The organism is Alsobacter soli (assembly GCF_003004785.1).
GTDB lineage: Bacteria > Pseudomonadota > Alphaproteobacteria > Rhizobiales > Beijerinckiaceae > Alsobacter > Alsobacter soli.
The window spans coordinates 13932-39213 of the sequence record NZ_PVZS01000020.1 but is presented as its reverse complement, the minus strand read 5'-3'; the positions used below and the strand labels follow the sequence as shown (position 1 = coordinate 39213).

The 25282-nt window shown below is 68.8% G+C and carries 19 protein-coding genes; 6 read left to right on the top strand and 13 right to left on the bottom strand.

Features of this window, described 5'->3' with window-relative positions; genetic code table 11:
• Window positions 1-272: 272 nt before the first annotated feature.
• Window positions 273-761 (top strand): GFA family protein, encoded by a 489-nt coding sequence (locus SLNSH_RS16935; protein WP_106338256.1) that lies wholly within the window; start codon window positions 273-275, stop codon window positions 759-761.
• A 22-nt stretch (window positions 762-783) separates the two neighbouring features.
• Here the strand turns inward: SLNSH_RS16935 and SLNSH_RS16930 are convergent, their stop codons facing one another.
• Together SLNSH_RS16930 and SLNSH_RS16925 are read right to left on the bottom strand one after the other, a co-directional pair.
• Window positions 784-1842 carry a class I SAM-dependent methyltransferase gene (locus SLNSH_RS16930; RefSeq protein ID WP_106338255.1) on the bottom strand — a complete coding sequence of 353 codons (1059 nt, stop codon included), beginning with the start codon at window positions 1840-1842 and terminating at the stop codon, window positions 784-786.
• A 270-nt stretch (window positions 1843-2112) separates the two neighbouring features.
• Window positions 2113-5517, bottom strand: coding sequence for an acyl-[ACP]--phospholipid O-acyltransferase (locus SLNSH_RS16925; RefSeq protein ID WP_245422392.1), 3405 nt, complete (start codon window positions 5515-5517; stop codon window positions 2113-2115).
• Window positions 5518-5705: 188 nt separating this feature from the next.
• On the opposite strand from SLNSH_RS16925, the gene SLNSH_RS16920 reads away from it, so the two are divergent.
• Window positions 5706-6317, top strand: coding sequence for a TetR/AcrR family transcriptional regulator (locus SLNSH_RS16920; RefSeq protein ID WP_106338194.1), 612 nt, complete (start codon window positions 5706-5708; stop codon window positions 6315-6317).
• A 34-nt stretch (window positions 6318-6351) separates the two neighbouring features.
• Here SLNSH_RS16920 and SLNSH_RS16915 read toward each other — a convergent pair whose 3' ends face one another.
• Together SLNSH_RS16915 and SLNSH_RS16910 are read right to left on the bottom strand one after the other, a co-directional pair.
• Window positions 6352-7170 (bottom strand): universal stress protein, encoded by an 819-nt coding sequence (locus tag SLNSH_RS16915; protein WP_106338193.1) that lies wholly within the window; start codon window positions 7168-7170, stop codon window positions 6352-6354.
• Between the two features lie 99 nt (window positions 7171-7269).
• On the bottom strand, window positions 7270-7578 hold the full coding sequence (locus SLNSH_RS16910; protein ID WP_106338192.1) for a hypothetical protein: 309 nt from the start codon (window positions 7576-7578) through the stop codon (window positions 7270-7272).
• Between the two features lie 228 nt (window positions 7579-7806).
• Here SLNSH_RS16910 and pobA point away from each other — a divergent pair, with 228 nt between their 5' ends.
• Complete coding sequence (gene pobA / locus SLNSH_RS16905) at window positions 7807-8976, top strand: 4-hydroxybenzoate 3-monooxygenase (protein WP_106338191.1); 1170 nt, start codon at window positions 7807-7809, stop codon at window positions 8974-8976.
• Between the two features lie 63 nt (window positions 8977-9039).
• Here pobA and SLNSH_RS16900 read toward each other — a convergent pair whose 3' ends face one another.
• From SLNSH_RS16900 to SLNSH_RS16890, 3 genes are all read right to left on the bottom strand, one after another.
• Entirely contained in the window at window positions 9040-12159 is a 3120-nt protein-coding gene (locus SLNSH_RS16900; protein WP_106338254.1) for an efflux RND transporter permease subunit, read from the bottom strand.
• An 89-nt stretch (window positions 12160-12248) separates the two neighbouring features.
• Entirely contained in the window at window positions 12249-13520 is a 1272-nt protein-coding gene (locus SLNSH_RS16895; RefSeq protein WP_106338190.1) for an efflux RND transporter periplasmic adaptor subunit, read from the bottom strand.
• On the bottom strand, window positions 13517-14143 hold the full coding sequence (locus tag SLNSH_RS16890; RefSeq protein ID WP_158266794.1) for a TetR/AcrR family transcriptional regulator: 627 nt from the start codon (window positions 14141-14143) through the stop codon (window positions 13517-13519). Before SLNSH_RS16890 ends, SLNSH_RS16895 begins: the two co-directional genes overlap by 4 nt.
• 269 nt (window positions 14144-14412) lie before the next feature.
• Here SLNSH_RS16890 and SLNSH_RS16885 point away from each other — a divergent pair, with 269 nt between their 5' ends.
• The gene (locus SLNSH_RS16885; protein ID WP_158266793.1) at window positions 14413-15609 is read left to right on the top strand and encodes an MFS transporter; all 1197 of its coding nucleotides are present in this window, start codon (window positions 14413-14415) and stop codon (window positions 15607-15609) included.
• A 175-nt stretch (window positions 15610-15784) separates the two neighbouring features.
• Here SLNSH_RS16885 and SLNSH_RS16880 read toward each other — a convergent pair whose 3' ends face one another.
• From SLNSH_RS16880 to SLNSH_RS16870, 3 genes are all read right to left on the bottom strand, one after another.
• Window positions 15785-16180 (bottom strand): DUF6455 family protein, encoded by a 396-nt coding sequence (locus SLNSH_RS16880; RefSeq protein WP_106338187.1) that lies wholly within the window; start codon window positions 16178-16180, stop codon window positions 15785-15787.
• A gap of 300 nt (window positions 16181-16480) precedes the next feature.
• Window positions 16481-17428: a non-homologous end-joining DNA ligase gene (gene ligD / locus SLNSH_RS16875; RefSeq protein WP_106338186.1), complete on the bottom strand. Its 948-nt coding sequence runs from the start codon at window positions 17426-17428 to the stop codon at window positions 16481-16483.
• A gap of 1 nt (window position 17429) precedes the next feature.
• The gene (locus SLNSH_RS16870; RefSeq protein WP_106338185.1) at window positions 17430-18518 is read right to left on the bottom strand and encodes an ATP-dependent DNA ligase; all 1089 of its coding nucleotides are present in this window, start codon (window positions 18516-18518) and stop codon (window positions 17430-17432) included.
• Window positions 18519-19010: 492 nt separating this feature from the next.
• On the opposite strand from SLNSH_RS16870, the gene SLNSH_RS16865 reads away from it, so the two are divergent.
• On the top strand, window positions 19011-20138 hold the full coding sequence (locus SLNSH_RS16865) for a zinc-binding metallopeptidase family protein (RefSeq protein ID WP_106338253.1): 1128 nt from the start codon (window positions 19011-19013) through the stop codon (window positions 20136-20138).
• Between the two features lie 202 nt (window positions 20139-20340).
• On the opposite strand, the gene SLNSH_RS16860 is transcribed toward SLNSH_RS16865, so the two are convergent.
• From SLNSH_RS16860 to ccoG, 3 genes are all read right to left on the bottom strand, one after another.
• Complete coding sequence (locus SLNSH_RS16860; RefSeq protein WP_106338184.1) at window positions 20341-20568, bottom strand: hypothetical protein; 228 nt, start codon at window positions 20566-20568, stop codon at window positions 20341-20343.
• Between the two features lie 65 nt (window positions 20569-20633).
• Entirely contained in the window at window positions 20634-22079 is a 1446-nt protein-coding gene (locus SLNSH_RS16855; protein WP_106338183.1) for an MFS transporter, read from the bottom strand.
• Window positions 22080-22147: 68 nt separating this feature from the next.
• Complete coding sequence (gene ccoG / locus SLNSH_RS16850; protein WP_106338182.1) at window positions 22148-23629, bottom strand: cytochrome c oxidase accessory protein CcoG; 1482 nt, start codon at window positions 23627-23629, stop codon at window positions 22148-22150.
• 276 nt (window positions 23630-23905) lie between these two features.
• Here ccoG and SLNSH_RS16845 point away from each other — a divergent pair, with 276 nt between their 5' ends.
• On the top strand, window positions 23906-25216 hold the full coding sequence (locus tag SLNSH_RS16845; protein ID WP_106338181.1) for an ammonium transporter: 1311 nt from the start codon (window positions 23906-23908) through the stop codon (window positions 25214-25216).
• Window positions 25217-25282: the final 66 nt, after the last annotated feature.

The window sequence follows — 25282 nt, the reverse complement described above, 5'->3', positions numbered from 1 at the left end:
AACCGCGTCGATGCCCGGGACAAGCCCGGGCATGACGGAGCGAAACGTAAGACGCCGCAGAGGCCCGCGGTGTTAGGTTCCATAATATATCTTATGCGAATCATCCTTTGGCGCGGCCACCTCTGTGATCCCTGGCTTCCAGCGCTGTGTTGGCATGGCCGCTCAGGGCTCGTCACAGCCCCTCTCCCTCCCGCCGTCTTGCTCCCGCCGCCTTGCCGCCGGAGCATGATCGACGGCGCGCATCCGCAGCGCCGAACCGGAGGCTCGTCATGATGACGCTCGAGGGATCCTGCCGTTGCGGCGCGGTTCGCTTCTCGGTGCAGTCCCACGCGCCGCAGCCGTACCAGCTGTGCTACTGCACGATCTGCCGGAAGACCGCCGGCGGCGGCGGCTTCGCCATCAACCTTTCGGCGGTGTCGGACAGCCTCCAGGTCACGGGCCGCGAGGCCATCGGCGTGTACCGCGCCGCCATCGTCGAGGACGACGGCGCCTGCCGGGCCAGCACCGGTGAGCGGAACTTCTGCACGCGTTGCGGCTCGGCGCTCTGGCTCTATGACCCGACCTGGCCGGAGCTGATCCATCCGCACGCGTCGGCTATCGATACGGACCTGCCGGTTCCGCCGGCGCGCACGCACCTGATGCTGCGCTACAAGGCGTCCTGGGTCGTGCCGGACATCGGCCCCAACGATCTGACGTTCGAGCTCTATCCAGAGGAATCCATCGAGGACTGGCACCGGCGCCACGGCCTTTGGCTCGATTGAGCCAGGCCGCGGCGCTCCGAGCCTAGGGCCGCGCCTCGATGACCAGGTTGAACGGCGTCTGCGCCGCCACCCGCACGCGGCTGAAGCCGCCCTGGCGCATCACATCGAACAGCCGTTCCTTGCCGGCCTGGGCGCCCAGCGCCAGGCCGACGTCCTGCGCCATGGAGGCCGGCGTGCAGATCATCGTGGATGCGGCGTAGTAGATGCGGCCGACCGGGTTGAGGTTGTCCTGAACCGTGTCGCCCGCCATGGGCTCAACCACCATCCAGGTTCCGTCCTTCGCCAGCGCTTCGCGCACATGGCGCGCGGCGCCGACCGGGTCGCCCATGTCGTGCAGGCAATCGAAGAAGACGATCAGGTCGTAGCCCTTGATGGGATAGCCGCGGGCGTCAGCGACGTCGAACTGGCAGCGGTCGCCGAGGCCGGCGGCCTGGGCTTCGCGCCGAGCCTTGTCGACGGAGGCTTCATGGTAGTCGTAGCCGTAGAAGTGCGACTTCGGAAACGCCTGGGCCATGATGATGGTCGAGGCTCCGTGCCCGCAGCCGACGTCCGCCACCCGGGCTCCGGCGCGCAGTTTGTCGACCACGCCGTCCAGGGCGGGAAGCCATTCCGCGACGAGGTGGTGCTTGTAGCTCGTCCGGAAGAACCGCTCGGTGCCGCTGAACAGGCACTGGCTGTGCTCGTGCCATCCGAGCCCCCTGCCCGACTGGAACGCCGCCTCCACCTTGGGCTCGTCGCGATAGATCGCGGCGGCGATGTCGAAGGCGCCCGCCATGAACGCCGGACTGTTTTCGTCGGCCAGCACGGCGGCTTGCTCGGGCTGCAGCGTGTAGCGCTCGGTCGCGGCGTCGTAGTCGATGTAGCCTGCGGCCGCCATGCCGGAGAGCCACTCCCGGATGTAGCGCTCGTTGGTGTGGGTGCGTAGCGCCAGCTGCTGCGGCCCGATCGGGCCGGATTCGGCCATGGCCTTGTAGAGGCCAAGCTTGTCGCCCAGCAGCACGAGCGCGCCGCTGAACACGGCGCCCATGTCGCCCAGCATCTTCTCGACGAAGGCGTTCAGCTTGCCCTCGTCCAGGGGCATGGGGGGCGAGGCTGTCGGGGGAGTGGCGGTCTGGAGCTGCATGACGTTCCTCCATGGGCGGCGATCGGCGGTCCCGTCGCTGCCCTTGCGCTGTGGAAGGAAGAGGTCGTGAGCGCCGCCCTTGCGGGGCGGGGATGCGGCCGTCGTCGCAGGACGGCGCTCGCGGCTTACGCCCCGGCGGCCTGAGTCGCCGGAAGCGCAACTATACCATAAAGACAGGCGCCGCGGGGAACGTGCGCAAGCGCGCATCGCGCGCTCGCCAGATGCGCATCACGCCGCAGCGGAAGCGGCCATTTTCTCCGCAACGAGGCGATTCACGCCCGCGAAGTCGAGCTTGCCGGAGCCCAGCACCGGCACGTGCGGGACCACGATCACCTCGCCGGGGATCATGAGTTCGGAAGCCCCCTTCCCCTTCGCGAAGATCTGGAACGCCGCGCGGGTTGCGTCCGGCTGCTGCGTGACGATGACCAGCTTCTCGCCCTTGCGGGCGTCCGGCACGCTGGCCACGGCCGAAAGCGCATGCGGCCACAACTCGGCCAGCATGGCCTCGATCGCCGCCAGGGACACCATCTCGCCGCCGATCTTGGCGAAGCGCTTGGCGCGGCCCTTGATGGCGATGAACCCGTCCCGGTCGATGGCGACGATGTCGCCCGTGTCGTGCCAGCCGTTCGCAGGCGGCTCCAGCACGCCGGGGTTCTCGGCGCGGAGGTAGCCCAGCATGAGGTTGGGACCCCGGACGAACAGGCGACCGCCCTCGACCACCCCCGGAACAGGCTCCAGCCGCGCCTCCATGCCCGGCATGAGCCGGCCGACCGTGCCGAAGCGGTTGAACATGGGCGTGTTGATGGCGAGCACCGGCGCGGTCTCGGTGACGCCGTAGCCTTCCAGGATCCGCAGGCCGAACTTCTCCATGTAGGTCCGGCGCGTGGCGTCCTTCACCGGCTCCGCGCCGGCCAGCACGTAACGGACCGAGCGCAGGTCATAGGGATGCGCCGCCCGGGCGTAGCCCGACAGGAAGGTGTCCGTGCCGAACAGGATCGTCGCGTTCGAGCCGTACACCAGCTCCGGCACGAGCCGGTAATGCAGCGGCGACGGGTACAGGTAGACCGGCACGCCCGAGACCAGCGGCAGCACGAGGCCCACCGTCAGGCCAAAGGAGTGGAACACCGGCAGGACGTTGAAGACCTTGTCCTGGCGGCCGAAGTCGATGCGGGCGGCGGCCTGGGCGGCGTTCGCCAGCATGTTGGTGTGCGAGAGCACCACGCCTTTGGGAGCGCCCTCCGAGCCTGAGGTGAAAAGGATGGCGGCCGGCGACGAGGCCTGTGCGGGGACGATGGCCCTCGCGTAGCCGAGCAGCGCCCGCAGCTTGTCCCCCGTCGTCACCGTCTCCCGCACGTCCTCCAGGAACACGACCCGCACGCGATCCTGCAGCGCGTCGAGCAGGCCCGCCAGCCGCGCCTTATCGACGAAGGCTCGGGAAGTCACGATGGTCCCCACCTTGGCGGCCTGGCACGCCGCCAGCACGTTCCCCGCGCCCGCCGTGAAGTTGATCATGGCCGGGACACGGTTGGCCGACATGAGGCCCAGGATCGTCACAGCCGCGCCGTTGGCGCTCGGCAACATCACGCCGATGGCCTCGCCCGGTTCGGCCAGAGGCGCGAGCTTTCGCCCGATCACGGCCGCGCCCACGAGCAGGCGCTTGTAGGAGAGCGCGCCGGAGACTGGATCCTCCACGGCCACCCTGCCCTTCCCGTGCTTGCGGGCGGCGTCCGCCACGGCGTCGAAGACCGTGCGGTCGATGTCGGTGGTGCGGAACACGAGGTCCGACATGATCTGATAGAGCGCGGCGCCCGCGGCCTGCCGGCGCGCCTTGCCCTTCAGGTCGTCGGGCACGGTCAGGGCCACGGGCTCCAGGATGGTGGCGCGGACCTTCGGGAACCAGCGCCGCCGAACCTGATCGCGGGTGAGCCGCGAAAACATGGTCGACTCCAGCCCGTCGATCTTCACCGGCACGACCATGGCGCCCGACTTGTCGGCGATCAGGCCGGCCCCGTCATAGACCTTCATAAGGCTGCCCGTAACCGTCAGCCGGCCTTCGGGGAAAATGATCAGCGTCTCGCCGCCCTTCACGGCGTTGATCAGCGACCGCGTCGCGAGCGGCCGCGTGGGGTCGAGCGGCATGGCGCGCGTGAGCTTCAGGAACGGCTTGACCCACCAGCGCTGGGCGATGCCGTGGTCGATCGCGAAGACCGGGTCGTCGTCCAGCATCGAGAGCGCCAGCGCCGCGTCCAGGAAACTGACGTGGTTGAGCGCGATGATGGCGTTCGGGCCAGCCTTGGCGACGTTCTCGATCCCCTTCACCTCGAGCCGGTAGAAGGCCCGCAGCACGATGGAGATGAAGTCGCGCAGCGGATTGGTCGGCAGGACCTTCAGGATCCAGGCGGCCGAGACGAGCGCGATGACGCCCACGACCACGAAGAGCTGGGACAGGTTCAGCCCGAGCTTTTGCAGGAAGCCGAAGGCGACAGCGCCGACCACCATGAAGGCGGCGTTCAGCACGTTCACGGCCGCCACGATGCGGGCGCGCTTCTCGGCGGGCGCCCAGGTCTGGGTCGCCGCGAAGGACGGCACGATGAAGACGCCGCCGGCGATCGCCAGGCCGGCCATGTCGAGGCCCACGCGCCAGGCCAGCGCGTGGCCGAAGAAGGCCGTCACGCCGAGCCCCTGCCCCAGCGGCGCCTGGCCGCCGATGGCCCAGCCGAGGTCCAGCGCGAACAGCCCCATGAGGATCGAGGCGACCGGCACCGGCAGCAGCACGATGCGCCCGCTCGACAGGAAGGAGCCGATGCCGGACCCGACCGCGATGCCGATGGCGAACAGGCCGAGATAGATGCTGACCACGAGTTCCTCGCCGCCGAGCCCGTTCTTCACCAAGGTGGGCAGCAGGGACATCACGACCGCGCCGATGAGCCAGAAGATGCTGACCATCACGCCCGTGCGCCACAGGCGGGCATCGGACCAGAGGTCCTTCAGCAGCGCCCCTGTCGAGCGGAAGATGTTGGGGTCCACGCGCAGTGTCGGCGCGGCAGGCCCGGTCAGCGGGATCATCAGCGTGGAGGCCCAGCACAGCCCCGCGAAGGCCATGATCAGCCCGGCGAGCCATGCGGGGTCGCCGCCGTCCCGCGCGCTGACGCCGCCCGCGACCGTGCCGAGCAGGATGGCGATGAAGGTCGCGCCCTCGATCAGCGCGTTGCCCGCGGGGATCTCCTCCCGCGAGAGGTGGTCGGGCAGGATGCCGTACTTGATCGGCCCGAACAGAGCCGCGATGACGCCGAACAGGAACAGCGCCCCGAACAGGACGGGCACCGAATGCAGCGTGAAGCCGAGCACCGCAAGACCGGCCGCGCCGATCTCCGCGAGCTTCAGCCGCTGCGCCACGACCGCCTTGTCGAAGCGGTCCGCCATCTGGCCGCCGAGGCCTGAGAGCAGGAAGAACGGGAGGATGAACACCCCGCCCGCCAGGGTCACCAGCGCCTCCGCGTCCGGCCCCGAGAGCCTGTAGAGGATGATGAACACCAGCGCGTTCTTCAGGAAGTTGTCGTTGAAGGCGGAGAAGAACTGGGCCCAGAACAGCGGCGCGAACCGCCGCGTGGCCATCAAGCTTCCAGTCGCCATGGGTCCCCTTCCCTTCTGCGTGGCGGCCGACGCGGCCCGGCCGAGGCGCATTCTAAGCCACGGCAGTTGCGGCAGTCTTACGGCGCGACCATTTCGCGAGTGCATGAACACTGTTCACGCTCGTGACAATAGGTTATATCTGAACTATGTTCAAGCGGAATGAACAGTGTTCATAGCAGGTCGGAAATATGGAGCAGGATCCCCGCGCCGCCCGGCGCGAAGCCCTGGTGGACGCCGCCGAGCGGCGCATCGCCGAGGTGGGGCTGTCGGGCCTCAGGGCCCGCGACCTCGCGCGCGACCTCGGTTGCGCCCTGGGAGCGCTCTATTCGCTGGTCCGCGACATGGACGAACTGGTGCTCCGTGTGGGCTCGCGCACCCTGGCCCGGCTGGACGCGCACCTTTCCGCGGCGGGCGGCGAAACGCCGGCCGGTTCTCCGCAGGAGGCGACCAAACGGTTGGCCGCGATCGCCCTCGCCTACGGAGCTTTCGCCCGCGACAACCTGAACCTCTGGCGCACGCTGTTCGAATACCGGCTGGCGCCCGACGCGGAGGTGCCGGAGTGGTCAGCGCAGGAGCAGCTGCGCCTGTTCCGGCACGTGCTCGGTCCGCTCGCCGGCGTCGCTCCGAACGCTTCCCAGGCGGAGCTCGAGATGATGAGCCGCACGCTCTTCTCCGCGGTGCACGGCGTCTACGTCATCGGGCTCGACGACAAGCTGGTCGCCGTGCCCCGCGACGCCCTGGATAGTCAGGTCGAGGGGCTCGTCCGGCTCGTGTGCGCCGGCCTGGCTGCGCCGGGCTGATTACCATGCCCGGCGCGGCGCTGGAGCTTGACGTTCAGTGCGCCATGAGGACCGGGAGCGTCATGCTTTCCAGCACCGTCCTCGTGGTGCCGCCGAACACCATTTCGCGGAAGCGCGAATGGGCGTAGCCGCCCATGACGAGCAGGTCCGCCCGGACGTCGTCGGCGTGGGACAGCAGCGTGTTGCCCAGGTCGAGGTCCGTGGTGATCCGGCGCAGCTCGGCGTTCACGCCGTGGCGCGCCAGGTGCCGCGTGACGTTGAAGCCGGGGAAGTCGACTTCCTTCTCCCGGTTCACGGAAACGACCTCGACGCGCGCCGCGCGGCGCAGCAGGGGCATGGCGCCCGCCATGGCCATGGTGGCCTCGCGGCTACCGTCCCAGGCCACGAGGGCATGGTCGAGCGTCGGCGCGGAGCGCTGGATATAGGGAACTACGAGAACCGGACGGCCCGAGCCGAACAGCGCCGCCTCCAGGATCGACGGCTCGTCCGCCGAGCGCTCCGTGTCAGGCTGGCACGCGACCGTCAGGTCGAAGTGCCGGGACAGCTCGGCCAGCATGCGGTCGCCGTTCTGGGTGGAGATGCGCATGTTGAGCGTTTCGGCGCGCACGCCGCGGGTGTTCGCCGCCCCCTCGAAGCGCGACCGGGCCGCGTTGGCGCGGGCCGTGGCCTCGGCCAGGGACCGCTGCAGCATGACGGCCCCGGCCTCAGCCAGCAGGTAGCCGCTGTCGAGTTCGCCGATGGTGGCCACGCCTGTCACATGGGCCTGCATGGCCGAGCCGAAGGCGAGCGCGAAGGCCTGCGTGGCGTCCCCCGCGCGGCCGCTCGTCAATTCGACGAGAATGTCCTTGAGCATGATCGTGGTCCCTCTCCAGGCGTCATCGTGGCGCCATGGTGAAGGATCGCGCGCGCCCACGCATTGCGGGCGATCAAACCTCCGTCGCAGGCGTCGGGGTCAGAGTTCGCGCACTTCCACGAAGGCCACGGGCTCGCAGTCGGCGATCATGGCGTCGATCACGTCCTGGTCCCGGCCGTCCTTGATCTTGGGATAGTCGTCCGGGGCCAGGTAGACGATGTAGCCGACCGACTCGTTGAGCGCCGCGCTGGGGTGCTCCAGCGCATAGCTGCGCTTGTCCTCGAGCGTCAGGGCGTCGAAGCGCTCCACGGCCTCAAGCGGACCCTCCTCCCGCGGCGGCCCATCGAGGTCGAGCGTGTCCGCCACGATGGATCCGGTGACGTTGTCCAGGATGATGTAACGCGGCACGCGGGCCTCCTCGGGGCTTCGATTCGGGGGCATCATAGTCGCAAGGCGCGCCATCGTCAGATCCGCCGATGGAGGGCTGGGGCCCGCCGGGCGCAGGGAGGCGAAAAGCGCGGGCTCCCGAGCCTGTCGTTTCCCGTTGCGAGGCCCGGGTCCCCTGTCCCACCATGCCAGAAGAAGGGCGCCCGAGCGCCCCTGCGCCGCTGGCGCGGCCATTCGGGGGATAGGTCCATGCGCACACAGGTCGCCATCGTCGGCTCCGGCCCGGCCGGGTTGCTGCTCGGCGCCTTGCTCGGCAAGGCCGGGATCGACACCGTCATCCTGGAGCGGAAATCCAAGGACTACGTCCTGTCCCGCATCCGCGCCGGCGTGCTCGAGCAGGGCACGGTCGACATGCTCGCCGAGGTCGGCGTGGACGCGCGGCTGCACGCAGAAGGCTTGGTGCACGAGGGCTTCGCCGTCGGATTCGCCAACCGCCGGCTGCGGATCGACCTGAAGGACCTCACCGGCAAGGCGGTCACGGTCTATGGGCAGACGGAGGTCACCCGCGACCTCATGGCCGCCCGCGAAGCCGCCGGGCTGACCACCGTCTATGAGGCGGACCACGTCGCCCTCCATGGATTCGACGGCGCCTCACCGCGCGTGACATGGACGAAAGACGGCCGCACGCACGAACTCGCCTGCGACTTCATCGCCGGCTGCGACGGCTTCCACGGCGTCAGCCGCGCCAGCGTGCCCGTCGGCAAGCTGCGCACCTTCGAGCGCGTGTACCCGTTCGGCTGGCTCGGCATTTTGGCGGACGTGCCGCCCTGCTCCCACGAGCTCATCTACGCCGGGCACGACCGCGGCTTCGCCCTGTGCTCCATGCGATCAAAGACGCGCAGCCGCTACTACATCCAGTGCGGCGCGGAGGAGGACGTGGCCGCCTGGCCTGACGGGCGCTTCTGGGAGGAGTTGCGCGCCCGACTCGACCCTGAGGCGGCGTCCCACGTGGTGACAGGCCCCTCCATCGAGAAATCCATCGCCCCGCTGCGCAGCTTCGTGGCGGAGCCGCTGCGCTTCGGGCGCCTGTTCCTGGCCGGCGACGCCGCGCACATCGTCCCCCCCACGGGGGCCAAGGGCCTGAACCTCGCGGCGAGCGACGTCCATTACCTCGCCGAGGCGTTCCGGGAGCATTACGGCGCGGGCTCCGGCGACGCGCTCGACGCCTATTCCGCCCGGGCCCTGGCCCGCATCTGGAAGGCCGAACGGTTCTCCTGGTGGATGACCTCGCTCCTCCACCGCTTCTCCGACCAGAACACCTTCGACCGCCGGATGCAGGAGGCGGAGTTCATCTACCTGGAGGATTCCCGCGCCGCCCGGACGGCGCTGGCCGAGAACTACGTCGGCCTGCCCTTCTGACGGGCAAAGAAAACCCCCTCCCGCATGCGGGAGGGGGCTCAAGGCCGACCGTCGAGGGGGGGCTTACTCCGCCGGCATCGGCCTTTCCGAGCCCTGCGCCTCTGGGCGATGCTCCCGGGCCTGCCGAGGCTTCCGGAACCACGCGCCCAGGCCGAGCAGGGCGTTCGAGAGCCGGTCCATGTAGAGGTACAGGACCGGCGTGATGAACAGCGTCAGCGCCTGCGAGACCACCAGGCCGCCGACCACCGCCACGCCGAGGGGCTGGCGCAGCTCCGCGCCGGCGCCCGCGCCCAGCGCGATCGGCAGCGTGCCCATGATGGCGGCGAATGTTGTCATCATGATGGGCCTGAAACGGACAAGGCAGGCCTCGTAAATTGCCTCTTTTGGCGCCTTGCCATCGCGCTGCATCACCAGCGCGACGTCGATCATCATGATGGCGTTCTTCTTCACGATGCCGATCAGCATCAGCAGGCCGATCATCGCGATGACGCTGAGGTCCATTCCGAAGAGCTTCAGCGTGGCCAGCGCGCCGAGCGCCGCCGAGGGCAGGCCCGTCAAGATGGTCAGCGGGTGGACGAAGCTTTCGTAGAGGATGCCCAGCACGATGTAGATCGTCACGATCGCGGCCGTGAGCAGGATGCCCTGGTTGGCGAGCGACTGCTGGAACGTCTTGGCCGTGCCGGCGAAGCTCGTCGCGATCGTGACCGGCATCTGCATCTGCGCCTTCAGCTGGTCGATGCGGTTGATGGCGTCGCCGAGCGACACTCCGTTCGGGAGGTTGAAGGACAGGGTCACGGCCGTGAGCTGGCCGAGCTGGTTCACCGTCAGCGGCCCCGCCGTGCGCTCGACGCGGGCGAAGGAGCTCAGCGGCACCAGCGTGCCGTTGGCCGCGCGGATGCGGATCACGTCCAGCCGGTCCGACGTCCAGGCGATGGACGGGTCGAACTCGATGAGGACGCTGTAACTGTCGCCCGCGGTGTAGATCGTCGAGACCTGCCGGGCGCCGAAGCCCGAATACAGGGTCGAGCGCAGCTGGTCGGCCGAGATGCCCAGGGAGTTGGCCTTGTCACGGTCCACCTTGAGGGTGGCCTGCAGGGCGTTGTTCTGCAGGTCCGTGGAGACGTCCGCGAAGGCCGGATCCTTCTGCATGGCGTCGGCCATCTTCTGCGACCAGGAATAGAGTTCGTTCTGGTCGATGGCCTGCATCACGTACTGGTACTGGCTCTTCGAGATGCGCCCGCCGATATTCAGGTTCTGCACCGGCACCATGTAGGTGTTGATGCCCGCGACCTGGGCGAGCTGCTTGCGCAGCGCCGGCAGCACCACGGACAAGGGCGGTCGATACTCCTGGGGCTTCAGCTCCACGAACAGCCGGCCGGAATTCATGCCGCTGTTCGGCCCGCCGCCGGAGGTCGCCACGCCCGCGGTCGAGGCCACATGCGCCACATAGGGCGACTTCTGGAAGACCTTCATCACCTCCTTCTGCAGGGTCACCATCGAGTCGAAGGAGATGTCCTGCCGGGCCTCGGTGGTCACCATCAGCTGGCCGATGTCCTCCTGCGGGAAGAAGCCCTTGGGAATGGACATGAACAGCCACACGGTGCCGCCCAAGGTGCCGAAGAAGACGAGCAGCATGAAGAACTGGTGGCGCAGGCTGAAGCGAAGGCCCCAGTCGTAGCCGGCCAGGAACTTGTCGAAGCCCTTCTCCAGCCAGCCGCCGATGCCCTTGCGGTTGTCGTGCCCATGGTCCGGCTGGCTCAGGATGCGCGAGCACAGCATGGGCGTCAGCGTCAGCGAAACGAAGGCCGAGGCGGCGATGGAGGCGGTCACCACGACCGCGAACTCGTTGAAGATGCGGCCGATTACGCCGCCCATCAGCAGCACGGGCAGGAACACGGCGACCAGCGAGAGCGTGATGGAGATGATGGTGAGGCCGATCTCGCGGCTGCCGTCGAGGGAGGCTTCCATAGGGCCTTTCCCCTCCTCCTCCATGTGCCGGAAGATGTTCTCCAGCATCACGATGGCGTCGTCGACGACGAGGCCCACCGACAGCGTCAGGCCGAGAAGGGAAATGTTGTCGATGGAGAAGCCGAACAGATACATGGCGCCGAGCGTCGCCACGATCGAGATCGGCACCGCCAGGCTCGGGATGATCGTCGCCGAGACCCTGCGGAGGAAGACGAAGATCACCATAATCACCAGGGCGATCGTGAGCCCCAGGGTGAACTTCACGTCTTCAACAGCGTGGCGGATCGAGATCGAGCGGTCGTTCAGCGTGTGGATCGTGGTGTTGGGCGGCAGCTGCGCCTCGAACGTCGGCATCAGCGCCTTCACCCGATCCACTACCTCGACCGTGTTGGCGTCCGGCTGGCGCTGCACCGCGAGCACGATGGAGCGCGTCCCATCGTACCAGCTCGCCTGCTGGTAGTTCTCGACCGAGTCGATGACCTTGGCGACGTCGCCCAGGCGCACGGGCCTGCCGTTGCGCACCGCGATGATGATGTTGCTGAACTGGGCTGCGTTGGCGAGCTGCGTCTCGGCCTGGATGGTGAGCCGCTGGTCCGGGTTCTGCAGCGCGCCCACGGGAGTGTTGGCGTTCGCCGCCGTGATCGCCTGCTGGACCTCGTTCACGCCGATGCCGCGCGACGCCAGCGCGTTCGGGTCCAGCTGGACCCGGACGGCGTATTTCTGGCTACCGTAGATCATGACCTGCGCGACGCCCTCGATCGTCGAGAGCGCCGGCGAGATCACCTGCTGGGCGAAGGCGTCGAGCTTGGAGAGCGGCGTCGTATCCGAGCGGATGGACATGAGCAGGATGGGCGCGTCCGCCGGGTTCACCTTGCGGTAGCTCGGCGGGTCCGTCATCTCGGCCGGCAACTGCCGCTGGGTGCGCGCGATGGCGGCCTGCACGTCGGCGGCGGCCGCGTCGATGTTGCGGTCCAGGTTGAACTGGATGGCGATCTGGGTCTGGCTCTGGGCGCTCGACGACGTGATCGTGTCGATGCCCGCGATGGTGGTGAACTGCTTGATCAGGGGGGTCGCGACGGAGGTCGCCATCGTGTCGGGCGAGGCGCCCGGCAGCGAGGCCGACACGTTGATCACCGGGAATTCGGTGCGCGGCAGCGCGGCCACGGGCAGGAACGTGTAGGCGAACAAGCCGCCGGCCACCATGGCGACCGACATGAGGGTCGTGGCGACCGGATGCTTGATGCAGAATTCCGAAATATTCACGGCCTGTTTCCCTCGATGGGGGCTGTCGGGGGCGGCTTGGGTCAGGAACGCTTGGATCCGCCGGCCTCGGGCGCTTCCTCGCGCGCCTCGGCCGGCTCCTTAGGGACGCTTCGGGCCTGGGCGGCGGACGTGTCCCGGACCTTGGCGCCGTTCGCCAGCCGGAGCTGGCCGTCCACGACGACCCGCTCGCCGGCCTTCAGCCCGCTCGCGATGGCGGTGCGCTCGCCATCGGTCATCGCGACCTTGACCGTGCGCAGCTCGACCGTGTTGTCCGGCCTCACCACGAACAGGTAGGGGTCGTTCTGGCCGGCCTGGAGCGCGACCGTGGGCACGACCACGGAGCCCGGGCGCTTGCCCAGCTCGACCTGGACGTCCACGTACTGGCCCGGCCACAGCTTGAGGTCCTCGTTCGGGAAGGTCGCCTTCACCGTGAAGGTGCCGGAGGCCACGTCCACGCCGCTGTCGACGAAGGTGACCGGCCCGCTCGCCAACGCATCCTTGCCGCCGCTCGGGAACACGCTGACCGTGGGCGGAGCGCCCTTGGCGATGGCGTCGCGCACCGCGCTGAGCTCCCGCTCGGGCAGCGCGAACGTGACCTTGACCGGCTTCACCTGCGTGATCGTCACCAGGCCGGCGTTGCTGCTGTTGCTGTTGTCGGAGGCGCGCACGAGGTTGCCGGGCGTGACCTGGATGGCCCCGAGGCGGCCATCGATGGGCGCGGTGATCTGCGTGTAGGACAGCCGCAGCTTGTCCGTCTGCAGCGCGGCCTGGTCGGCCGCGAGCTGCGCTTCCGCTGCCTTGGCGTCGGCGACGGCCTGGTCCACCTGCTGCTGGGCGCCCGACCGCGCGGCCATCAGCTCCTGCTTGCGCTGCAGGTCGGCCTGGGCGCGGTTCAGGTTGGCCTGGTCCTTGGCGATGTTGGCCTCGTCCCGGGCGACGGCGGCGCGCAGCTCCTTGTCATCCAGCGAGAACAGCGGGTCGCCCGCCTTCACGAACTGGCCGTCCTTGACGTGCTGCTGCACGAGTTGGCTGTCCACGCGCGACTTCACCACCACGGTCGCGTTCGGCTCGATGTTGCCGATGGAGCGGCGTCGGATCGGGAAGTCGAGCTGCTCGGCTGCGGCCGTCACCACGGCGACGCCCGGGCCGCCCTGGGGCGCTGCGGGCTTGGCGCCGCCCTGAGCCGCCTGCGTCTGCTGTGGCCTCTCCCCGCGCGCCATGGCGAGCAGGTCCGGCTGGCCGTAGTAGCGCCACGCGCCGTAGCCGGCGGCGGCGATCGCCACGGTCGTGATCAGGAAGCTTGCTCGGCTCATGAATGGTTCACCGTTTCGTCCAGCAGGGCGTGGTTGTTGGTTGAGAACGCGGGCTCGTCCGCCTGGGTCAGGGGCGAAAGACCGTTCTCGATCAAATCTGCGAGCAGACGCGCCGCGGCGGGTTGCTGGCGCTCGGACGTTTGCGCCGCCGTCATGCGCATGGCCCCCAGCAGCGCGAGCGCGACGAGGTCCGGGTCGAGCGGCCGGAATTCGCCGGCTTCGACCCCGCGCCGGATCAGGGCCGCGATGGTCTTCTGGATCTGCCTGACCCGGCGGCGGATCACCGCCCTGCCCCGTTCGCCGAGACGGGTGTCCGCGCCGTCAAACGCGCGGATGGCTGCCGTGCAGCGACCCAGCGACTGGATGACGCAGCGGATCACGAGCGTGAGCCCGTCCCGCGCGGTTGCGGCCCGCGAAACGGCCTGCTCCGCCTCGGTCTCCAGGTCGCCGAGCGCCTTCTCGAGGCTCTCCAGAAACAGGTCTTCCTTGGTGTGGAAGTAACGGTAGAGGGTCGGCTTCGCCACGCCGGCCGCCTTCGCGACGTCGTGCATCTGCACGGTGTCGTAGGCGCTCTCCGAAAACAGCCGCAGCGCCGCGTCCACGATGCGGGCGCGGCGGAGCATGGTTGCGGGAATTGAACCGGCGGGTTTCATAGCGTGGCTGATATGAACTCCCGAGTTTCACTCTTCAACTTAAATTCCCGTAAGTCGCGGGACTGTGATCGCAATGTGAGCGCCTTGCGTCTGCAGCAGCGCAGCCAGCGGCGCCCGGGCGCCGGATCAGGCGAGAAAGCCTGATATTTCAGCAGGCCAGCCGTGCGGAGGGCGGTATGGCGCCGCCGGGCGATTGCCTGTACGGGAAGGCTCGAATTCCTCCGAGACCCCGAGCTTCGATGACCGACGCCGTCGCCCCCCTCGGCCGTGACATCCGCGTGATGTCCCTGGTCGGCGCCGCCCACTTCTCGAGCCACTTCTTCCAGCTCGTGCTGCCGCCGCTGTTCCCCCTCATGCGCAGCGACCTGAACGTCAGCTTCACCGAGCTCGGCGCCGTGATGGCGGTGTTCTTCGCCGTGTCCGGCGTGTGCCAGGTGCTCGCCGGGTTCGTGGTGGACCGGATCGGCCCTCAGGTCGTGCTGCCGCTCGGCATCGCCTTTTGCGGCGGGGCCATGGCGCTGGCCGGCGTGGCGCCCGGCTACTGGGGCCTCCTTCCTGCCGCCGCGCTCGCCGGCATGGGAAACAGCGTCTTTCACCCGGCCGACTACGCCATCCTCACGGGCCGGATCACCCGCAGCCGCATCGGCCGGGCCTACAGCGTCCACACGGTGCTGGGCACGCTCGGCTGGGCCAGCGCGCCCGTCACCATGCTCACTCTCGCCGAGCGCTTCGGCTGGCGCATGGCGCTGGTGCAGGTGGGCCTCGGCGGCCTCGTGCTCGCAGCTTATGTGGCCCTCCAGCAGCGCACCCTCAAGGTGGAGCGGGTCGCCCCGTCCGGAAGCGGCAAGAGCGATTGGCGCATGCTGCTGACTGCGCCGATCATCGCGTGCCTCGTTTATTTCGTGCTGCTGTCTATCGCCCAGATCGGCTCCCAGAACTTCCTGCCCTCGCTGCTGCCGCTGGTCCAGGACGTGAGCCTCGCCGCCGCCGCCCGGGCGACCACGCTTTACCTCGTGTGCAGCGCCATCGGCGCGCTCGCGGGAGGCTACCTGGCCGACTGGACGCCCAACCATGAGCGGATCGTCGGCGTCGGCCTCCTGGCCGCAGGCGCGCTGACGCTGGTGTTCGGCTTCCAGCCGCTCCCTCTCGCGGTCCTGCTCGTCCTGCTCGGGGTGGCCGGGTTCCTCACCGGGGCCACCCTGCCCTCCCGCGACATGCTGGTGCGCAGCGCCACCCCTCCGGGCGCGACGGGCAAGGTGTTCGGGTTCGTGTATTCGGGTCTCGACATCGGAGCGACGATCGCCCCTCTTGCGCTGGGCGCCTTCATCGACCACGGGCGGCCCCACGAGGCCTTCGGCTTCATTGCGTTCGGGCTGCTCGCCACCATCGCCAGCGCCGTGGCGGTGAAGTCCCGCGCTCGCCCCAAGGCCGCCTGAACCCCGACGGCCGCCGATGAAAAAAGCCCCCGGCCATTGGCCAGGGGCTGAGGTGGTCGCACGCTCGGGAGGGGGAACGAGCGCCGGGCAAACGTCCCGCCGGCGACATTGGTTCGGCCAGGGGCGAGGCTGAACGCTTTCGCGCAAAGCCGCCCGTACAGGCCAGAACGGAAACTCAGCTCTCCAGCAGCTTGAATGCGCCGACGTTGAGGCAGTACTCCTCGCCCGCGCTGGCGGCGACGCCGTCGCGCAGGTCTCTGGCGCAGCGGCGCTTCTCGTCGCAGCGCGCGCAAAGCACGGCCATGTCCCGGATGAGGTCCGGGTCCTGCGCACGGACCTTGTCGATGTCCAGCCCGCGAGCAGCCATCATCCGCGCCATGAGCTCCGCCTGCCCCGCGCTGGAGGCTGCCAGGGTCTTCAGGTCGTCTTCGCTGAGCGACAGGTCATGAGCCATCCGCTGAAGTTCGCCCGACGGCAGTTCCGAGAGTTCGTCGGAACCCGTGTGCTCGCGCCACCACGCCGCCGCGCGGGCCAGGAAGCCGGGATTTTCGGGGCTATTCACACCCTGCATGGTCGTCCTCCGAAAACGTTGGATAACGATGCGGGAGGCCCTCCCCAAATGCGTTGAGCCATGTCAACATCAAGACGGCTCGCGACAAAAAGAAAAGGCGAGGCCTGCTGTAAAGCAAGCGCTCGCCGAAGGAACTTGGGGCTTCGCATGTCCTCAGGGAGAGGACTGTCCTTGAGGCTGGCAAGGACGAGAATCAGCTTAGTCGGTGTTTTCGCCGTCTGACATCAGCATGAGAAGCTAGACCGACCGGACTACGTCTTCCGGGCATGAACCTCAAGAGTTCTCAACTTTCTCCTCTGTTCATGGCGTGGCCGTTGGGGCCGCCCTTGAAGGCCGCCTGGACCTGCGAGGAGATCCAGCCTGGGCTTCGTAGCCGCTCGGAAGCCTTTGTTTCACCTGGAAAATTCCTGCCCACGGGTCTCTTCCCAGCTTGCGCATGCGCTCGGGGACGGAGCGGATGGTGAAGGCCGAAGGATCAAGCTGGGGCCGGACTTCCGACCAGTCCAGCGGCGTCGAGACCGGGGCGCCGGCCCTCGCCCGAGTGGAGTAGGGCGCGACCGCTGTCGAGGTCGGGTCGTTCCGCAGGTAGTCGATGTAGATCTTGCCCTTGCGCTCGGCCTTCGAGTTGCGCGTCAGGAAGCGTTCCGGCTGAGCCTTGGCGAGCTCCGCCGAGAAGGCCTTGGCGAACTGTTTCACCTCCGGCCATGCGTGCCTGCGCTCCAGCGGCGCGACCACGTGGATGCCCTTTCCGCCTGTGGTCTTGGCGAAGGTCTCAAGGCCCAGCGCGGCCAGGCGGCCGCGGATGTCCAGCGCCGCCTGGACCACGTCCGGGAAGGAGAGCCCCTCCCCCGGGTCGAGGTCGAAGATCATGCGGTCCGGCCGATCCGGCCGGTCCTTGCAGGCGCCCCAGGGATGGAGTTCCAGAACACCCATCTGCACGATCGCGATGAGGCCGGGAAGGTCCCGGAGATAGAGGTACGGCTCCTCGAAGCCCGGGACCTCCACCTCGCCCAGCTCCGGCGGCACGCCCGAGCCGGCGTGGCGCTGGTAGAAGCATTTCTTCTGGCGGCCCGCCGGGCAGCGCACCAGCGTGATGGGCCGGTTGCGCACGTGCGGCAGCATGACTTCGGCGACCGCCATGTAGTAGTCCGCCAGTTCGTGCTTGGTGATCCCCTGTTCGGGAAACAGCACCTTGTCTGGGCTTGTCAGCCGCACCCCTGCGATCTCGATCGCCTCCTTGTCCGCCATGTCAGGCCTCCTGCAGGCGGCCGATCAGCCGCCCCGGGCGCGCTTCGGCGCGCAGTTGCTCGGTGGTGCACTGTCGGGGCGCCTTGTCCGGCCGCCATCGCATCAGTTTCGTCCCGTGCCGGAACCGGCCGCCTGTCACGTGATCGTAGCGCACCTCCACCACCAGCTCCGGCCGCAGCGGGCTCCACTCGGTGGAGCGCTCCGTGCTCCAGCGGCTCGGGCCTCCCGGCGCGTCGCCCGTGAAACCGGGGGCCTCGACGAGCGCCTCCAGGCGCTTCGTAAGCTCGGGCCGCTCCGCATTGGTGATGGTGGACGTGAACCCGACGTGGTTGAGGCGGCCTGCATCGTCGTAGAGACCCAGCAGGAGCGAACCGACGAAGCGGGATTTGCTCTCGTAGCGGAAGCCGCCCACCACGCAGTCGGCCGTGCGCAGGCGCTTCACCTTCACCATGGCGCGCTCGCCTTCCTCGTAGCGGCCGCCGGCCTTCTTCGCGACCACCCCGTCGAGCGCCGCCCCGACCTTGTCGAGCCACCGCTCCGCTTCCGCGCGATCGCCCGTGGCAGGCGACAGCCGCAGGACGGATGCGCCATCGCAGGCGGCGTAGAAGGCCTCCAGCGCGTCGCGCCGCCGGGTGAGCGGCTCCGCGCGGAGGTCCTCGTGCTCAGGCGTGGCCAGGCAGTCGAAAAGGATCAGGAAGGCCGGCGTTTCCGCAGCCAGCTTGCGAATGCGGCTTTCGGCGGGGTGAAGCCGCATCTGCAGCGCGTCGAACGAGAGGCTCTCGCCCTCCGCGATGGCGAGTTCCCCATCCACCACGAAACGCTCCACCGGAAGAGCCTTCAGCCCGGCGACCACCTCCGGGAAATAGCGCGTCAGCGGCTTGCCCGACTTGGCCCTCAGCTCCACGGTATCGCCCCAGCGGAAGGCGACGCAGCGGAAGCCGTCCCACTTGGGCTCGAACCGCCACCCCGGCCCATGCGGCAGAACGTCTTCCGACTTGGCCTCCATGGGTTCCAGCGTCAGCGGAACGGCGAGCGGCCTCGCCTCTCCCCGCTTCGCAGACGTGCCCGTGCTCGCCGCTGCACTCGCCATCACGCGCCTCCTGTGACGCTTCAAGCGCGCGAACCGCGACTCCGTTCCGCAAGAGTGGAAACGCCCAGGTTTTCCACCCGTCATCGCGAGGAGCGCAGCGACGAAGCGATCCAGGGGGCGGCCACGAGCCTCTCTCTGAAAGGATCGTCAGAACTCGTGGCTCGTTGCCTTGGCCGTCTTCCCCGGGCTTGTCCCGGCGATCCACGCCCTCCCCCACCGCGTGGAGGGCCGGGGCAATCCCGGCCACGACGGTCTTGAACGCAGCCACGCGGTTCATGCGCCGTGACGCCATCCCACTGGATTGCTTCGCTTCGCTCGCAATGACGGCTGACAGTCGAACGCGTCTCTCCTTGGCCGTCATCGCGAGGCGCGCGGCGGCGAAGCGATCCAGGGGAACTGGGCCCCATTCCATCCGACTTGCGGAGCCGTAGCCTGGAACTCGGCGCGGGCGGGCTCGTTGCCCCGCACCTCCTTCCCTTCTGGGCCGCCGCCATGAAGCTGTTCGCCTGCGCCGTTTGCGGACACCCGCTTAACTTCGAGACCGCCCGATGCGAGAGCTGCGGGACTCCGCAGGGGCTGGATTCCGAGGCCATGGAGCTCGTGCCGGCGGGCGTGCCCGGCCGCGGCGAATTCCTGTGCGCCAACGCCGGGAATGGGGGCTGCAACTGGCTGACGGAGCCTGGCGAGACCTTCTGCCCCGCCTGCCGCTACAACCGAATGATTCCGGACCTGTCGATCGCCGCGAACGAGGTCCGGTGGCGGCGGATCGAGGTCGCCAAGCGGCGGCTGTTCTATTCCCTATTCCGCCTCGGGCTGCGCCCCGAAACGCGGCTGGAGGCGCCGGACGGCCTCGTTTTCGATTTCCTGGCCGACCCGCCCGACCCTACGCGGCCCGTGATGACGGGCCACGCCGACGGCCTCATCACGGTCAACGTCGCGGAAGCCGACGACGTGGAGCGCGAGAGGCGCCGGGAAGCGCTGGGCGAGAGCTACCGCACGCTGCTCGGTCACTTCCGGCACGAGATCGCCCATTACTTCTGGGGCGTCATGACGCGGGACCCGCAGGCGCTGCAGCAGTTTCGCGAAGCCTTCGGAGATGAGCGGCCCGACTACGGCGAGTCGCTCCAATCCTATTACCGCGATGGACCGCCGGACCGGTGGCAGGACTTCTTCATCAGCGCGTACGCCAGCGCCCATCCGTGGGAGGACTTCGCCGAGACCTGGGCACACTACTTCCATATGGTGGATACGCTGGAGACGGCCGGCAGCCTCCGCATCTTGGCCGACACAGGGGAAGGCCAGGAGCCGCTCAACTTCGACGCCTATGTCGAACCGCGCTTCGACCGCATGGTGGAGGCCTGGATGCGGTTGGCCTACGGGCTGAACCTGCTCAACCGGAGCATGGGCATGCCCGACCTCTACCCATTCCAGCTCTCGCCGCCGGCCGTCTACAAGCTCAGCATGGTTCACATGATGATCCGCCGCGCCGCCGGGCGGACGTCGCGCCCGGACTCGTCCCTGACGCCGCTGAAGGCCATGGCGGCGGGTCTGAGCACCGGCATGAGCCCTCCCGCAGAGGCCTCCCTCGAACCCGCGACCCGGGAGATCCAAGCGGAGTGACGGACGGAGATTGCACCGCGCGAAAAGTGGCTGATATCAGCGGGAATATGCGCCGTCATCCCCGGGGCTTGCGGAGCAGGCCGGGAAGAGGATCCAGGGCCAAGGCGCATGGCCCCGAGTCCCCTTCCCCTCCGCGGCTTCGCCGCTCCGGCCGGGGATGACGGCGAGAAACAAGCGACGAGGCGCGCCAGCGCCCCAACGCCTACCGCGAGGCGGGAACGGGGCTGCTGAGCAGGTTCTCCAGCCTCTCGCGGGCGGCGCGATGCGCTTCGCGCAGGCGTTCCGTCCGGTCCCGGTCAGGCGTGTCCACGTCCTGGCCGCCGAACGAGTTCGCGATGGTGCGGGTCTTCAGGTGGTCGCGGTATTCGGTCCAGGTGCGGTCGGTCTCGGCGATCGCCCATTCCATGTCCCTGTCCAGCGCAACGCCCATGTCGAGCTCCTTTCCGTTGTTGGCAGGCTTCTTGGAGACTCAACGCGGCGGGGCCGGAAGCCGTTTCAGTCCGCGAAGGCGAGCGGCCGCGCCACGGCCTCGAGCGGCTTGCGCTCCGCCGCGACGCCCCAGCGCCACACCACGACGGCCGCCGCGATCATGAGCACGGAGCCGAAGACGTAGCCGGCGAAGACGGTGTCGCGCGAGCCGCTCTGCACGAGGTGGCCGAACACGGCCGGCCCAGCCACGCCCCCGATGCCTGTCCCCACGGCATAAAACGCCGCGATCGCCAGGGCGCGGATCTCCAGGGGAAAGGTCTCGCTTACGGTCAGATAGGCCGAGCTCGCCGCCGCCGAGGCGAAGAAGAACACCACGACCCAGCACACGGTCAGGCTCTTGGCCGTCAGCAGGTCCTGCTTGAACAGGTAGCCGCTGATCGCGAGCAGCACGCCCGACGCCACATAGGTGAAAGCGATCATCGGCCGCCGGCCAACCGTGTCGAACAGCCGGCCGAGCAGCAGCGGGCCCATGAAGTTCCCCAGCGCGAAGGGCAGGATGTAGAGCCCGATGTGGTCGGACGGCACGTGGTAGAAATCGGTGAGCACCAGCGCGTAGGTGAAGAAGATCGCGTTGTAGAAGAAGGCCTGGGCCGCCATCAGGGTCAGGCCGACGACGGCCCGCAGGCGGTGGGTCTTGAACAGGGCCGTGAAGACCTCGCTGAGCGGCGTGTGGCTGCGGGCGTGCAGGCGCGCCTTGGGGAAGGGCCCCGGCGTGAGCGTGTGACCTTCCGCGCGAAAACGCTCCTCGATGCCGGCGATGATGGCGTCCGCCTCGGCCGCCCGCCCGTGCGTCATCAGCCATCGCGGACTTTCGGGGATCCACAGCCGCATGAACAGGATCACGAGGCCGAGCACCGCGCCGATGAAGAAGGCCACGCGCCAGCCGGTGTCGATGCCGAAGATCGCCGGGTTGAGCACCACCACGGAGCCCGCCGCGCCCAGCGCCGCGCCGATCCAGAAGCTCCCGTTGATCACGAGGTCGCTCCAGCCCCGCACGCGGGCCGGCAACAGCTCCTGGATGGTCGAGTTGATGGCCGTGTACTCGCCGCCGATGCCGGCGCCCGTCAGGAATCTAAAGAAGCAGAAGCTCCACACGTCCCACGAGAAGGCGCTCATCGCGGTGGCGGCGAGATACAGGAACAGCGTGATGAAGAAGAGCTTCTTGCGCCCCAGCCGGTCCGTGAGCCAGCCGAAGAACAGCGCGCCGATCACCGCGCCGGCCAGGTAGGCGCTGCTGGCGAGGCCGATGTCGGTGTTGGTGAGGTGGAGCGCCGGGCTCTCCTTGAGCGCGCCGGCGAGCGAACCCGCGAGCGTCACCTCGAGCCCATCCAGGATCCACGTCACCCCGAGCGCCGCGATCACGAGCTTGTGGAAGCGGCCCCACGGCAGCCGGTCCAGCCGGGACGGGATGTCCGTTTCCACCACCTCGCCGGTGAGATGCGCGCCCTGCATGCGGTTCTCCTTGCCGGGAAGGAGAACTTGCGAGACGCCGCGAAGGTTCGGCTGGGGGGCGCTCCCGTCTAGGGCGCAGGCAGGAACACGTCGTCAGCCGCGTAGGCCGCGCCGGTCTCCCGGTCCACCACGCTGAAGCGCAGCGCGCCTTCCGAGCCGGCCGGCGCGGTCACGGTGACGCGCACCTCGGCGGTGGAGTCGCCGTCCACCACCACGGGCTCCGGCCCCACCACGGCCGCCTTGGCCTCGGCGATGCCGGCGATGCGCACGGCGAAGGAGCGCAGGCGCCCCTCCTTGTTGAGGATGCGCAGCATGTAGCCGTTGCGCACGGCGCCGCCCGAGAGCCGCACTGCGACGGGATTGCGGTCGTGCAGCACCGTGAGACCGCCCATGGTGCGCGAGGCCAGCACGGCCCCCATGCCGCCCGAGAGCACGACGAGCGCCGCCGCGAGGCCGACCGTCTTCGGCCGGATCACCCGGCGCGCCTGCGGCTCCCTGCTCCGCCCGCGCTCGATGTTGCGCCAGCTCTCGTAGGCGATGAGGCCCGTGGGCCGCCCCAGCTTGGTCATCACGCTGTCGCAGGCGTCCACGCAGAGGCCGCAGTTGATGCAGGCGAAGTTCGGCCCCTCGCGGATGTCGATGCCGATGGGGCAGACGTTGACGCACTGGAGGCAGTCGACGCAGTCGCCCGCAGGCTCGCCGGCGGCGCGCAGCTCCGCCGCCTTCTTGGCCGAGCCGCGCGGCTCGCCGCGGTAGTCGCGGTAGTTGACGGTCAGCGCCTCCGGATCCCAGATCGCGCCCTGCAGGCGCGGCCAGGGGCACATCCAGGTGCACACCTGCTCGCGGGCGAAGCCCGCCAGCGTGTAGGTGAGCGCCGCGATGATGCCGACCCAGGAATAGGCGAGCAGCGAGGCCTCGCCCGTGGCGAACTCGCGCAGGGTCTGCGGCGCGTCGCCGAAGTAGAGCACCAGCCCCGCCCCGGTCCATATCGCGATGGCCAGCCAGATGGCGTGCTTGACGCCGAGCTCCGCGACCCGCCGGGGCGTCAGCCCCGCCTCGCGCTTCCGCAGCCGGTCCCGGCGGTCGCCCTCGACCAGCCGCTCCACGGCCAGGAACAGGTCCGTCCACACGGTTTGCGGGCACAGGAACCCGCACCACACGCGCCCGGCGACCGCGTTCAGGAAGATCAGGAATACCGAGGCCAGAACCAGCAGCCCGGTGACGTAGTAGAGCTCCTGCGGCCAGATCTCGACGAAGAAAAAGTAGAGACGGCCCTTCACGAAATCGAACAGCACCGCCTGGTCCGGCTCGCCGGGCCCCCGTGTCCAGCGCAGGAAGGGCAGCAGGCCGTAGATGGCGAGGCATAGCGCCAGCGTCGTCCACTTGATGCGCCGGAACCGCCCCTTGACCGATTGCGGGACCACGGGGCCGCTGGGACGACGGCCCGCCGCCTTGCGGGCGGGGATCGGCCGGCGGGCGCCGGGCTGGGGAGCTGGCGCTTCCTGCCGAGGAGCGCGGTGGCGGGTGTGGGAGATGTCGAGCGAGACCATGGGACGCCGGGGGAGAAGGTCGGTATCCGGAAGGCCTACAGGCGACCGCGCCACCCGTTTTTGCGCTTCCACAAAGAACCCGGCGATCGGCCGGACCGGGCAGCTTCACTCGCCGCGCACACCGCGCTGCCCAGCGAAGTGGCAAGACGCTTGCAAACGGGTCACGCGAATGCTCACCCAGCGTGCAAAGGATCCCGCCCCTTGCCCAAGTCGTCCTCGCGTGGCCCGGCCACGGCGCCTGTTTTTTGTGCATTAAACGCTGCAGATCAGGGCGCCATGCCCGGTCAAAGGTCACATTGGCGTCTGGTAAGGCAGGGCGCGGGCGTCGCGCTCGCCCTCCCCGCCCTTTTCGCCGCCACCCCGGTCTTCGCCGCCTCGGGCGAAACGGCTGGCCACGTGTCCTGGCTGCTGACCGCCTCGGCGCTGGTGCTGTTCATGACCCTGCCGGGCCTTGCCCTGTTCTACGGCGGCCTGCTGCACGCCAAGAACCTGCTGTCGATCATGATGCAGTGCTTCGCGATCTGCTGCATCGGCTCGCTGCTCTGGGTCGCCGTGGGCTACAGCCTCGCCTTCGACGGGACGGGCTCCCTGCTGGGCGGCTTCGGCAAGCTGTTCCTCGCGAACCTGTCGGACAGCTACGGCGCGACCGCCATCCCGGAGAACGTGTTCGCGCTGTTCCAGATGACATTCGCGATCATCACGCCGGCGCTGATCGTCGGCGCCTATCCGGAGCGGGTGAACTTCCCCTTCGTGCTGGCCTTCAGCGCGCTCTGGCTCCTGCTGGTCTACGCACCCGTGACGCACTGGATGTGGGGCGGCGGCTGGCTCGCGGCGCTCGGGGCCCTGGATTTCGCCGGCGGCGTCGTGGTCCACACCACGGCTGGCGTCTCGGCGCTGCTGCTCGCGATCCTGGTCGGCCGCCGCAAGGGCTTTCCGAGCCACATGGCGCCGCCCCATAGCCCGGGCCTGACCATGATGGGCGCCGGCATGCTCTGGGTCGGCTGGTTCGGCTTCAACGGCGGCAGCGCGCTCGCAGCCGACGGCTCCGCCGCCTCCGTCATCATCGCCACCCACCTCGCTGCTGCCGCCGGCGCCCTCACCTGGATCGGCGCCGAGTGGTTCAAGATCGGCAAGCCCACTTCCATCGGCATCGCGACCGGCTGCATCGCCGGTCTCGCCACGATCACGCCAATGGCGGGCTATGTGGGACCCGCCGGGGCCATGATGGTCGGCACCATCGGCGCAGCCGTTTGCTTTGGCGCGACGCTCTTCGTGAAGCATCGCCTGGAGATCGACGACAGCCTGGACGTCTTCGCGGTCCACGGCGTCGGCGGCATGCTCGGCAGCGTCCTGCTGCCGGTCTTCGCCCAGAAGGCGCTGGGCGGCGCGGGGCTGCCCACGCCCTTCCTGGCCATGCTCGGCGTCCAGGTCCTGGCCGTGGCGGTCACCGCCGCCTGGTCGCTGGCCATTAGCTTCGGCCTCGCCCGCCTGCTCGCCCCGATCACGCCGCTTCGCGTCGGCGCGGAGGAAGAATTCGACGGCCTCGACCTGGCCACCCACGGCGAACGGGCCTACGAGCACGCCTAAAAAACTGAGCGCAAACAGCGTCAGGCGCCCCGCGGGCCGGCATCATCTCCCGTCAAAGGCAGGGGA

Excerpts from the sequence above, each read along its gene's own strand:
- SLNSH_RS16895 (WP_106338190.1), bottom strand. The coding sequence starts at position 13,520 with ATGAGCCGAGCAAGCTTCCTGATCACGACCGTGGCGATCGCCGCCGCC.
- SLNSH_RS16930 (WP_106338255.1), bottom strand. The coding sequence starts at position 1,842 with ATGCCCCTGGACGAGGGCAAGCTGAACGCCTTCGTCGAGAAGATGCTG.
- ligD (WP_106338186.1), bottom strand. The coding sequence starts at position 17,428 with ATGGCGGACAAGGAGGCGATCGAGATCGCAGGGGTGCGGCTGACAAGC.
- ccoG (WP_106338182.1), bottom strand. The coding sequence starts at position 23,629 with ATGGTCTCGCTCGACATCTCCCACACCCGCCACCGCGCTCCTCGGCAG.
- SLNSH_RS16860 (WP_106338184.1), bottom strand. The coding sequence starts at position 20,568 with ATGGGCGTTGCGCTGGACAGGGACATGGAATGGGCGATCGCCGAGACC.
- SLNSH_RS16900 (WP_106338254.1), bottom strand. The coding sequence starts at position 12,159 with ATGTCGGTCGCCATGGTGGCCGGCGGCTTGTTCGCCTACACGTTCCTG.
- SLNSH_RS16870 (WP_106338185.1), bottom strand. The coding sequence starts at position 18,518 with ATGGCGAGTGCAGCGGCGAGCACGGGCACGTCTGCGAAGCGGGGAGAG.
- SLNSH_RS16885 (WP_158266793.1), top strand. The coding sequence starts at position 14,413 with ATGACCGACGCCGTCGCCCCCCTCGGCCGTGACATCCGCGTGATGTCC.
- SLNSH_RS16920 (WP_106338194.1), top strand. The coding sequence starts at position 5,706 with ATGGAGCAGGATCCCCGCGCCGCCCGGCGCGAAGCCCTGGTGGACGCC.
- SLNSH_RS16925 (WP_245422392.1), bottom strand. The coding sequence starts at position 5,517 with ATGGCGACTGGAAGCTTGATGGCCACGCGGCGGTTCGCGCCGCTGTTC.
- SLNSH_RS16935 (WP_106338256.1), top strand. The coding sequence starts at position 273 with ATGACGCTCGAGGGATCCTGCCGTTGCGGCGCGGTTCGCTTCTCGGTG.
- SLNSH_RS16890 (WP_158266794.1), bottom strand. The coding sequence starts at position 14,143 with ATGCTCCGCCGCGCCCGCATCGTGGACGCGGCGCTGCGGCTGTTTTCG.
- SLNSH_RS16865 (WP_106338253.1), top strand. The coding sequence starts at position 19,011 with ATGAAGCTGTTCGCCTGCGCCGTTTGCGGACACCCGCTTAACTTCGAG.
- SLNSH_RS16915 (WP_106338193.1), bottom strand. The coding sequence starts at position 7,170 with ATGCTCAAGGACATTCTCGTCGAATTGACGAGCGGCCGCGCGGGGGAC.
- SLNSH_RS16855 (WP_106338183.1), bottom strand. The coding sequence starts at position 22,079 with ATGCAGGGCGCGCATCTCACCGGCGAGGTGGTGGAAACGGACATCCCG.
- pobA (WP_106338191.1), top strand. The coding sequence starts at position 7,807 with ATGCGCACACAGGTCGCCATCGTCGGCTCCGGCCCGGCCGGGTTGCTG.
- SLNSH_RS16880 (WP_106338187.1), bottom strand. The coding sequence starts at position 16,180 with ATGCAGGGTGTGAATAGCCCCGAAAATCCCGGCTTCCTGGCCCGCGCG.
- SLNSH_RS16845 (WP_106338181.1), top strand. The coding sequence starts at position 23,906 with ATGCCCGGTCAAAGGTCACATTGGCGTCTGGTAAGGCAGGGCGCGGGC.